General features: G+C 64.5%; 11 protein-coding genes. 8 read left to right on the forward strand and 3 right to left on the reverse strand.

The features are described 5' to 3' along the window. The first annotated feature begins 24 nt into the window (after positions 1–24). Positions 25–426 carry a response regulator gene (locus UB31_RS18215; RefSeq protein ID WP_050044797.1) on the forward strand — a complete coding sequence of 134 codons (402 nt, stop codon included), beginning with the start codon at positions 25–27 and terminating at the stop codon, positions 424–426. Positions 427–459: 33 nt separating this feature from the next. Here the strand turns inward: UB31_RS18215 and UB31_RS18220 are convergent, their stop codons facing one another. Further along, a complete protein-coding gene (locus UB31_RS18220; protein ID WP_045011900.1) occupies positions 460–1,119 on the reverse strand; it encodes a DedA family protein in 660 nt (219 codons plus the stop codon). Between the two features lie 298 nt (positions 1,120–1,417). On the opposite strand from UB31_RS18220, the gene cobS reads away from it, so the two are divergent. The 7 genes from cobS (at position 1,418) to UB31_RS18255 (ending at position 8,490) form a co-directional block, all read left to right on the forward strand. Further along, positions 1,418–2,416, forward strand: a complete 999-nt coding sequence (gene cobS / locus UB31_RS18225; RefSeq protein WP_045001224.1) for a cobaltochelatase subunit CobS — start codon at positions 1,418–1,420, stop codon at positions 2,414–2,416. 4 nt (positions 2,417–2,420) lie between these two features. After that, a complete protein-coding gene (locus UB31_RS18230; protein ID WP_045001223.1) occupies positions 2,421–2,831 on the forward strand; it encodes a GNAT family N-acetyltransferase in 411 nt (136 codons plus the stop codon). Next, positions 2,828–4,732: a cobaltochelatase subunit CobT gene (gene cobT, locus UB31_RS18235; protein WP_045001222.1), complete on the forward strand. Its 1,905-nt coding sequence runs from the start codon at positions 2,828–2,830 to the stop codon at positions 4,730–4,732. The genes UB31_RS18230 and cobT overlap by 4 nt, the downstream gene beginning before the upstream one ends. After that, positions 4,729–5,799, forward strand: a complete 1,071-nt coding sequence (locus UB31_RS18240) for an esterase-like activity of phytase family protein (protein WP_045011901.1) — start codon at positions 4,729–4,731, stop codon at positions 5,797–5,799. The genes cobT and UB31_RS18240 overlap by 4 nt, the downstream gene beginning before the upstream one ends. A gap of 36 nt (positions 5,800–5,835) precedes the next feature. Further along, positions 5,836–6,531, forward strand: a complete 696-nt coding sequence (locus tag UB31_RS18245) for a hypothetical protein (protein WP_045011902.1) — start codon at positions 5,836–5,838, stop codon at positions 6,529–6,531. A 159-nt stretch (positions 6,532–6,690) separates the two neighbouring features. After that, positions 6,691–7,803 (forward strand): NADH:flavin oxidoreductase/NADH oxidase, encoded by a 1,113-nt coding sequence (locus UB31_RS18250; protein WP_045011903.1) that lies wholly within the window; start codon positions 6,691–6,693, stop codon positions 7,801–7,803. Between the two features lie 279 nt (positions 7,804–8,082). After that, positions 8,083–8,490: a hypothetical protein gene (locus UB31_RS18255; RefSeq protein ID WP_045001218.1), complete on the forward strand. Its 408-nt coding sequence runs from the start codon at positions 8,083–8,085 to the stop codon at positions 8,488–8,490. Positions 8,491–8,694: 204 nt separating this feature from the next. Here the strand turns inward: UB31_RS18255 and UB31_RS18260 are convergent, their stop codons facing one another. Together UB31_RS18260 and UB31_RS18265 are read right to left on the reverse strand one after the other, a co-directional pair. Next, the gene (locus UB31_RS18260) at positions 8,695–8,940 is read right to left on the reverse strand and encodes a PilZ domain-containing protein (RefSeq protein ID WP_045001217.1); all 246 of its coding nucleotides are present in this window, start codon (positions 8,938–8,940) and stop codon (positions 8,695–8,697) included. Positions 8,941–9,246: 306 nt separating this feature from the next. Beyond that, a complete protein-coding gene (locus UB31_RS18265) occupies positions 9,247–10,569 on the reverse strand; it encodes a T6SS phospholipase effector Tle1-like catalytic domain-containing protein (RefSeq protein ID WP_045011904.1) in 1,323 nt (440 codons plus the stop codon). Positions 10,570–10,747: the final 178 nt, after the last annotated feature.

Consider the following 10,747-nt stretch of genomic DNA (forward strand, 5'->3'; position numbering starts at 1 on the left):
CGGAGAGGCGCGGAGGTAAGGGATTTGAACAAGCGAGACCTATCGAATCGCAAAGTCCTCATCGTCGAGGACGAGATGATGATTGCGATGCTGATCGAGGATATGCTCGACGAATTCGGGTGCGAGCTGGTCGGGCCGGCCACGAGCGTCCCACGCGCGCTCGATCTGATTGGCAAGGAGCAGATAGAGGTAGCGGTCCTCGACCTGAATTTGGATGGTCAGGACACCTATGCCATCGCCGACGCGCTACAACGGAAGAAGGTGCCTTTCATCTTTGCGACCGGGTACGGGTCCACAGGTCTGCGCAAGGAATACGGAGCCCAGCCGGTTCTGCAGAAGCCCTTTCAGACAAAAGATCTCGAAACGGCACTCGCGCAAGCTTTGGCAGGTTCGAACGCGGCCGCCGGCGACGACGGGATCAACTAGGAGCCAGAGCGCGTCGGCCTATGGCTCATCCCCCTATGCGCGCGGCTTCGCCGCTGCGATGCCGCTGCCGTGCCGTCGGCGGATGGTCCAGATTGCCAATCCCACAATGAGCGCCACGCCGATCACGCTGAAGATCCAGATGTGCTTGCCGATATGCTCATGGTGCGGCAGGCCGGCATATTCGTGGAGGGCCGACACCGCCAGCACGCCCGGCAGCACATGCGCGGGCGCCCAGACCAGGATCGCGGGGATGTTGATGGCGTAGAAGCGACCGGGCGGCATCCCCAGCGCGCCGGCGGTGACCGGGACGAAGGCGCGGACCGGCGGCACGAAGCGGGCGAAGAACACAGCCCAGGTGCCGAAGCGATGAAAGAAGTTTTCGCTCTCCTCGACCACGCGCGGATAATTGGTCAGCGGCCAGGTGTTGAGGATCTCACGCTGCTGCCGGTGCCCGAGCCAGTAGGCCGAGCCGTCCCCCAGCATGGCGCCGACCGCAGCCGCCAGCAGCACCCATTGCAGCTTGAGCTCGCCGCCCGGAACCAGGGCGCTAAGCGCCAGGATGATCGTCGAGCCCGGGATCACCGACCCCACCACCGGAACGGCTTCGAGAAGCGCTGCCAGGAACAGGGTCAGGTAAGCCAGCCACGCATGGGCCGAAACGAAGGCTATGAGGGGATCAAGGAATGACGTCACGTGGTCTCTGTGTTGGGCGGGGCCATGCGGGTTCACAGCCTTACCTAAGTAAGGTGAGGTGGTAAAAGTGCCATTCGCGTGGGCAGGGCCGCGCATCTAGCACGAAATTCCAGCGTGATTCGCAGAGCAGCCTTCCAAAAATCGCGTTCCTTGCCTATCTAAATGAAAAGACAACGGAACTTTGATTGGGGGGCGGGCTTCTGCCCGCACGTTGTCTCTGATAGGTTCGCAGGTGCACCCAGCCGCAGCCAACGTGCAAATAACTGGTCTCGGGACCGCTCGAGGCCTCGGAGGATTGATGACGACCGCCGCGATGTCCAAAGTTGAGGAAGTTTCCGGTTTGCCCGACATGAAGGTGTCGGTGCGCCAGGTCTTTGGGATCGACACCGATCTCGAAGTGCCGGCCTATTCCGAAGTCGATCCTCACGTGCCTGAAGTTGACGCCGACTACCGCTTCGACCGTGCCACCACGCTTGCCATTCTCGCCGGTTTCTCCAGGAACCGCCGCGTCATGGTGACCGGCTATCACGGCACCGGCAAATCGACCCATATCGAGCAGGTCGCGGCGCGCCTGAACTGGCCCTGCGTGCGCGTCAACCTCGACAGCCACATCAGCCGTATCGACCTCGTCGGCAAGGACTCGATCGTGGTCCGCGACGGCAAGCAGGTCACTGAATTCCGCGACGGCATCCTGCCCTGGGCGCTCCAGCACAACATCGCGCTGGTGTTCGACGAATATGACGCCGGCCGCCCGGACGTGATGTTCGTGATCCAGCGCGTGCTGGAAGTCTCCGGCCGCCTGACGCTGCTCGACCAGAACAAGGTGATCAAGCCGCACCCGGCCTTCCGCATGTTTTCGACCGCCAACACGGTCGGCCTCGGCGACACCTCGGGCCTCTATCACGGCACCCAGCAGATCAACCAGGGCCAGATGGACCGCTGGTCGATCGTCACCACGCTCAACTACCTCGGCCATGACGAGGAAGTGGAGATCGTGCTGGCCAAGGCCAAGCACTATCGCACCCAGGAAGGTCGCGACATCGTCAACAAGATGGTGCGCCTGGCCGATCTCACCCGTAACGCCTTCGCCAACGGCGATCTGTCGACGGTGATGAGCCCGCGCACGGTGATCACCTGGGCGGAGAACGCCGACATCTTCAGCGATATCGGGTTCGCCTTCCGGGTCACCTTCCTCAACAAGTGCGACGAGCTCGAGCGTCCGCTGGTCGCCGAGTTCTATCAGCGCTGCTTCAATGCGGAGCTGCCGGAATCATCGGTGAACGTGGCGCTCAGCTGACGCCATGGCTACCATCACCGTCGAGCGCACCATTGGGACGACCAAGAAGGCTGTGCTCGCCGGGCTCGGCGCCTATAACGACGAGCACTTCGGGAAGCAGAAGTTCAAGAGTGTCGCGGTCTCGCTGAAAGACCGCGGCAAGATTGTCGGCGGCATTGTCGGGCATCTCTGGGCCACGGTTCTGTTCATCCAGTATTTCTGGATCGACCAGAAGCAGCGCGGCAAGGGTTTCGGGACAAAGCTGATCGCGGCAATCGAGGACGAGGCAAGACGGCAGGGCGCGATCCAGGCCCATGTTGACACGATGAGTTTTCAGGCGCCGGGCTTCTATCGTTCCTGCGGGTACGAGGAATTCGGCACCCTCAAGGGCTACCCCGGCGGGGTGACGCGCCACTCGTTTACGAAGTCGCTATGAGCACATCATCCAACTCAAAATTCCGCAACACCAAGGAAGCGCCGACTGAGCCGTTCAAGCGCTCGGTGGCTTCCTGCCTCAAGGCGATCGCCAAGTCGCCCGAGCTCGACGTCAGCTTCGCCGCTGAACGTCCCGGCCTTGCGCCGGGCAAAGCGCGGCTGCCCGAGCCGGCGCGAAAAATGACAAAACGCGATGCCGCGATCGTGCGCGGGCACGCCGATTCCATCGCGCTCAAGATCGCCTGTCACGATGCCAAGCTGCATCGCAAGCTGATGCCCGGCAATCCGCAGGCGCGCGGTGTGTTCGAGGCGGTCGAGCAGGCCCGGGTCGAGGCGATCGGCGCGCGCCGCATGGCGGGCGTTGCCAAGAATCTCACCGCGATGCTCGACGATCACTTCCATCGCGGCAAGTTCGACGAGATCACCGACCGCGCCGACGCGCCGCTGGCCGACGCGCTGGCGATGCTGGTGCGCGAACGGCTGACCGGCATGGCGCCGCCGACGGCGGCCAAGAAGGTGGTCGATCTCTGGCGGCCGATTCTCGAAGACAAGATCGGCAAGCGGCTCGATCGGCTCGATACCCTGGTCGAGGACCAGACCCGGTTCGGCGACGCCGTGCATGATCTGTTGTCGGCGCTCGAGCTCGGCGACGAGCGTAACGCCGACAGCGAGGACAATGACGAGAACGACGAGAATCGTGACGGCGACAACGACCAGTCCGGCGCCGAGGGTTCGCCGGATTCCGACGCCGCCCAGGAGATGAGCGCCGACCAGGCGCAGGCCTCAAGCGAGGAGATGAGCGAGAGCGCGATGGAAAGCGCGCAGGCCTCGACCTCGGATACGTTCGACGACGGCGAGCTCGGCGACGACGAGACGCCGGGCGAGGCCACGCGTCCGAATTCGCACGGCAAGAACGAGCCGCGCGGGCCGGAATATCACGCTTTCGCGCCGAAATTCGACGAAGTCATCGCGGCCGAAGATCTCTGCGACCATGACGAGCTGGAGCGGCTGCGCGCCTATCTCGACAAGCAGCTCGCGCATCTCCAGGGCATCGTCGCGCGTCTTGCCAACCGGTTGCAGCGCCGGCTGATGGCGCAGCAGAACCGCGCCTGGGAGTTCGACCTCGAAGAGGGCATTCTGGATCCGGCGCGCCTGTCGCGCGTGGTGACCGATCCCTATCACCCGCTGTCCTTCATGCACGAGAAGGAGGCGACGTTCCGCGACACCGTGGTGACGCTGCTGCTCGATAATTCCGGTTCGATGCGCGGACGCCCGATCACGGTGGCCGCGACCTGCGCCGACATCCTGGCACGCACGCTGGAGCGTTGCGGCGTCAAGGTCGAGATTCTCGGCTTCACCACGCGTGCCTGGAAGGGCGGTCAGTCGCGTGAAGCGTGGCTTGCCGCGGGCAAGCCGGCCAATCCCGGCCGTCTCAACGATCTCCGCCACATCATCTACAAGTCCGCCGACGCCCCGTGGCGCCGTGCGCGGAAAAATCTTGGCCTGATGATGCGCGAGGGGCTGCTGAAAGAGAACATCGACGGCGAGGCGCTCGACTGGGCGCACAAGCGCCTGCTCGGCCGGCCCGAGCAGCGCAAGATCCTGATGATGATCTCGGACGGTGCGCCGGTCGACGATTCCACGCTGTCGGTCAATCCCGGCAACTATCTCGAGCGGCACCTGCGCCACATCATCGAGGAGATCGAGACCCGCTCGCCGGTCGAGCTGATCGCGATCGGCATCGGCCATGACGTCACGCGCTATTATCGCCGCGCGGTGACGATCGTGGACGCCGAAGAACTCGGTGGCGCCATCACCGAAAAGCTCGCCGAACTCTTCAGCGAAACCAACACCGCGCCGACCCAACCGGCCAACCGTCCGCGACGCAAACTGCATTCGTGAGCACGCCTCACACCCGCCGCAGCTTTATCGGCCACGCGGCGGCGGGATTTTCCACTCTCGCACTCCCTCGATGGGGGCAGGCGCAGCCTGCAACCGAGCCGGCACCGCGGCCGGCGCAGATCGAGCACGCCGTTACCGCGCCCGTTGCCATCGAGGTCAACGCGCGGCCGATTCCCGCCTTCGAGCCGCGCGACCGGTCGCGCACGCGCTTCGGGTCGTTGCAATATCGCAGCGGCCTGGTGCTGACCTCGCCGCATCGCGGTTTTGGCGGACTGTCCGGCATCCGCGTGGATGCGAAGGGCGAGCGTTTCCTTGCGCTCTCCGACCAGGGCAGCTGGTTCACCGGCAGCATCCGCTATTCCGGCCGCGCCATGGTCGGGCTCGACGATGTCGAGGCGGCGCCGATGCTCAACGCTGAGGGGCGGCCGATCACCGAGAAGCGTCTCTGGTACGACACTGAGTCGCTCGCGCGCGATGGCAATCTCGTCTATGTCGGCCTCGAGCGCGTCAACCAGATCATGCGCTTCGATTTCTCCAAGGGCGGCACGCGCGCCCGTGGCGAGGTGTTGCCGACGCCGCCGGCGGTGCGAAAGCTGCCGTACAACAAGGGGCTGGAGGCGCTGGTGTTCGTGCCGAAAGGCCAGCCGCTTGCGGGCACGCTGATCGCCTTCTCCGAGCGCGGGCTGGACGCCAACGAAAATCTGATCGCCTTCCTGATCGGCGGCCCATCGCCGGGCCAGTTCAGCGTGCGCCGCACCGAAAAGTTCGACATCAGCGACGCCGTGCTGCTGGCTTCCGGCGAGCTGCTCATCCTCGAGCGCAAATTCTCCTGGTTTACCGGCATCGACATCCGCATCCGTTCGATTCCGTTGAAATCGATCGCGCCTGGCGCGCTGGTCGATGGCCCCGTGCTGTTCAACGCCGATCTCGGCCACGAGGTCGACAACATGGAAGGCATCGACGCCCACGTCACGGCCGAGGGCGAGACCGTGCTGACGATGATCTCGGACGACAATTTCTCCCTGCTCCAGCGCACCCTGCTGTTGCAGTTCACGCTGGTGGAGTAGGTTGAACGTCGGCTCCCCCTGCTCCGACAGATATTCATGCCCCACCGCCGCGCCGTCCTCGCCCTTCTCCTCACCTTCGCGCTGTCGCCGGCCTTTGCCACGGCCGAGCACAAATACGGCAAGGCTGAGTACGCGATCATCCTGGACGGACGTGCGCCGAACGGAAAACTCTCGATTGCCGCGCATGGCGAGGGCGAGTCCGGCTCCGACAAATTCCGCCTCTCACTGATGGCCGAGCCCGGCCACCGCCGGCTGATGACGCTCGACAATGTCAACGACGACAACATCCTGGACTCCGCACCGGATGCCTTCCACGCCGCCTGGTCGGCGGACTCGCACTACGTCGCCGTCACCTTCCGCAGCGAGCGCCATATCGTCACGTTGAACCTCTATGCCATCGAAGGCGGCCGCGCGCGGCTCATCGATGCGCCGGACCTGTTCCGCGACGCCACCGGCCGCACCGTCGATCGCGTCAACGACGGCGACATGCGCACCTCCGTGCCGGCGCTGACATGGCGGGCACAGCAGCGCTTTCACCTCACGGACTATCGCGTGTTCGTCGAGGACGACACCGCGCTCGCCGACAGACTGGGCGCACTCGGCAAGGCGTCGAAGCGGGACGGCGGCGGCAATACGATCCAGTTCTCGGCCGAGGCCGATGGCGAGATTCTCGCCGGCAACCGCGTGCGCATGGGCAAGCCCCAGCCGGGGAAATTTGAGGATGTGGATTAGCCGTCGTCCTGGCTTTCGCCAGGACGACGGCTGAGGGTGTGGCCCTGCAATGCATGGCCCCGCCAGCGGCCATGCCGCCTGCGCAACTGGCAATTCGCCGTCGACCCACTAAACTTCATGCAATTGCTTTCATCCCTCCCACCCCCGGAACTCCCCCGCATGAGCGCCCTGTTTTCCCCGATCAAGCTGCGCGGCCTGAATTTGAAGAACCGTGTCGTGGTGTCGCCGATGTGCCAGTATTCGGCCGATGACGGCGTCGCCACGGACTGGCATTTCACCCACATCAACAATCTGGCGCTGTCGGGCGCGTCGATGTTCTGCATCGAGGCGACCCATGTGGAGGCGATCGGCCGCATCACGCCGGGCTGCCTCGGGCTCTACAGCGATGCCTGCGAGGCCGCGCTGAAGCAGATCCTCTCGTCCGTGCGCAAACATTCCACCACCGCGATCGCGATGCAGCTCGCGCATGCCGGCCGCAAAGCAAGCAGCGCGCGGCCCTGGGACGGCGGCCAGCTGATTCCGCTGAGCGCAGGCGGCTGGCAGACGGTGGCGCCGTCGGCGTTGCCGCACAAGGAGGGCGAAGCCGCGCCGCTCGCGCTCGATGCAGCGGGCCTGAAGCGCATCCGCGAGGCCTTCGTCGATTGCGCCAAGCGTGCGAACCGCATCGGCATCGATGCGATCGAGCTGCACGGCGCGCACGGCTATCTCATGCATCAGTTTCTCTCGCCGATCTCCAACAAGCGCACCGATGAATATGGCGGCTCGCTCGAGAACCGCATGCGCTTCCCGTTGGAGATTTACGACGCGGTGCGCAGCGTGTTCCCGCACGACAAGCCGGTCGGCATGCGGGTGTCGTCGACCGATTGGGTCGAGGGCGGTTGGGATCTGGCGCAGACGATTGAATTTGCCAAGGCGCTGAAGGCGCGCGGCGTCGACTGGATCGATGCCTCCTCCGGCGGCGTCTCGCCGCTCCAGAAGATCACGCTCGGCCCCGGTTATCAGGTGCAGTTCGCCGACGCCATCAAACGCGAAACGGGATTGCCGACCATCGCCGTCGGCCTGATCACGGAAGGCAAGCAGGCTGAGGAGATCGTCGCGAGCGGCAAGGCCGACATGGTCGCGCTGGCCCGCGGCATGCTCTACGACCCCCGCTGGGGCTGGCACGCCGCGGTCGAAGTCGGCGGTGTGGTCGAAGCCCCGCCGCAATACTGGCGCTCGCAGCCCTCGACGCAGAAGGAGCTGTTCGGCAAGACGACGTTCGGGGCGCGGTAGAGGTACGCGACGACAACCGGTGTCGTCCCGGCGAAGGCCGGGACCCATACCGCGTGATCTATCGATTGAAGACGGTAAGCGTACCGAACTCCGAATCTTCGTCAAACCACTTCCTGTGGTTATGGGTCCCGGCCTTCGCCGGGACGACAGCGGAGGATGAGGCGCACGCTCGCGCACCTCACGTCTCACCCCCCACCTCACGCATCCGTAACCCCCCTTAGCTTCCACCCGCCGCAAAACAGGCCTAACCTCTCGGCGTTCAAGCCCGCGAGGCCCGCCATGCGATTTCGTGTCCGGAAGGCTGCCCATGTGCTGGAGCGTGTTGGCCTTGCGATGGCGGGCGCCGCGTGCGGGCTGTTCGTCGGCGCCTATGTCGGCTCGGCGATCCCGCCGCTGACCACGCAGGGCTTTCTGATGCTGACGATGCTGCTCGGCGTCGTCGGCTTCTATCTCGGCATCGACACGCCGCAGCTGCCGTTCGACGAGGCGCACAGCCACATCGACGCCGCGGAATTGCTGAGCTCCGCCGGCACCCTCTGCGCCACCTTCGCCGCGCTCGCGTCCGTCGCCGTCATCGTGCTGCGGCTCGAGGCGGACAGCGTCTTGCCCTGGCTGGTGCTGATCGGTTGGATCGCGGGCGTGGCCATGCAGATCGTCGCGGGGGCGAAGGCCAGGATGCGGGGGTAGGGGTCAGATTAGCGCACGGTCGCGCCACATCTTCGGTGTCGTCCTGGCGAAGGCCAGGACCCATACCGCGTGATCTATCGATGGCGCGCCGTGCTAATCCCAAACGACCAGTCTTCGCCAAACCACTCCGTGGGGTAATGGGTCCTGGCCTTCGCCAGGACGACGACTGAGGGTGCGGCGGCGCTTTCAGCTACGACGAAGAGATCAAAACACCACCCCCACCTTCGTCCCCCGCTTCCACGCAACACGGCAGCGCTTCTTGGTGTTGACGTGCAGCAGCTCGAACCTGTCGGGGATCTTCACCTGGCCGCCGAGATCGACGCAGGCGCCACCGGCGGAATAGTCGATCAGCGTGCACGGGATCACCGGCGCGCGCGGGTCGGTGATGATCTTGGCCTGGCGGGATACCAGGCCGGCAGGTTTGACGCGGGCATGTCGGCGCGGATGCATTGGCACTCTCCTCCAATTCCGCAGGTCGCGGCGGGTTCGGACGACAATGATGGCCGGGAGTTGATGCGATACGGCTAAGGTCAGCAGGAGAATTTTAATGAAAAGTAGCGGGGAGTAAGGAAAGTGGCGGTAGCGGGGTGGGGGTCTCGTTGTCGTCCCGGCGAAGGCCGGGACCCATACCGCGTGATCTCTCGATTGCAGAAGGTAGAAGTACCAACGACGAGTCTTCGCCAAACCACTCCCTGGGGTTATGGGTCCCGGCCTTCGCCGGGACGACACCGTTTTTGTCGCGACAGCACCACCGCCTCACCCCGTCACGATCTCCTCCCCCTCAGCACCTGAGCCCGGCCCCACCGGCATCGGCACCGTCACATAATCCTTCGGCAAATTCACCGGCCGGTAGCCCGGCTCCACTGCCATCCGCTTCACCACGCTCTCATGCACATGCGCGCCTTCGGGGATGACGCGGGGTTCGCAATCGGGGATGTAGAAGCCCAAAAACACCTTGCGCTCCGGCCATTCCTTGTAGGTCGCGCTTTTCGGCAGATATTCCAGCACGCGCCAGGCCGCACTCATCGAATTGTGCAGCTGGCCCGCCGTGCCCGTGTATGCCGGCGGGACATATTGGAACGGTGAGTTCTTGCGCTGAATGCCCCAGGCGAGCTGGTTCACGGTGCGCGGGTTGAAGTTCAGGCCCGCCTTTGCTGCCTCCTCTAACATCCAGATCAGCGGATATTTCGATTCCGCGCTCTCGGCCTCCGGATAGCCGCCGCCGACGTCGCAATGCACGCCGGCGAACCACACCTGCAAAATATCCTGCGGCACCTTCTTCTCGTCGGGCACGTAGCGGTGGCTCCAGAACTGCTGCGGCTCCTTGTACTCTTTCAGGCGGAACATGCAGCGCCGCTCGTCGATCGCGATCGCCTGCCGGAAGATGTTGACGCTCGGATTGCGCAGCGTGAAGGCGAGCTCCTCCAGGCTGAACACATAGAAGAAATTGTCGCGTCGCGGCACGATCACGCTCGCCACCGTGTCCCACACGCCGATGAAATGGATGGTCGGCCAGCGCGTCGAGGTGATGCGCGCGAATTGCGCGGCGAGGTCGAATGCGTCCTTCGGCAGCGGCCCCTGGTCGTCGACGGCGATGTTCTCGAGATCCTCGATGTCGTTGCCGTGCCCGGTGCCGGAATATTGCTTGTAGGCGACGAGGCCCGAGCCCGCGAGGTTGGCCTGCTCCGGCGAGATCAGCCCCACCTTGTGGATCAGCCCTGCCAGCACCCGCACGGTGTAGGCGCCGCGCGAAAAACCAAACAGATAGATCTTGTCGCCGGGCGCGTAATGCTCGACCAGGAAGCAATAGGCGTTGAGCACGTTGTCATCGAGCCCGTAGCCGGTGGCGAGCCCCAGCACCAGGTTGATGTCGGCCTTCCAGCGATTCCACGTTGACGGCTCCGTCACCGTGCCGACGCCGGGATCGTAGAATACCGTCTGCTGCGGATGCGTCTTGTCGGTCTTGCGCAGGCAGCGATACAGCTTCAGGACGTTGGAGATGTTTTCCGAGATCTCGTTGCCGGTGCCGTCACAGCAGATGACGAGGTTTTTCGGCGCGGTATTGTGCTCGTGCTCCACAGTCGGCCCCTCCCGGTGATGCTACCCAGGCGAGCATAGCAAAAAACCGCGACGGCGAGGAGACGGCGGCGTTGGCGGGATAAGTCCAGTGCGGTGTCAGTTGTCTTGGATGATTGGGCCGCGGGCTCGCTCACCTCTCCCGCTTGCGGGGGAGGTCGGCGCGAAGCGCCGGGTGGGG

The organism is Bradyrhizobium sp. LTSP849 (assembly GCF_000938255.1).
In the GTDB taxonomy this organism is placed as follows: Bacteria; Pseudomonadota; Alphaproteobacteria; order Rhizobiales; family Xanthobacteraceae; genus Bradyrhizobium.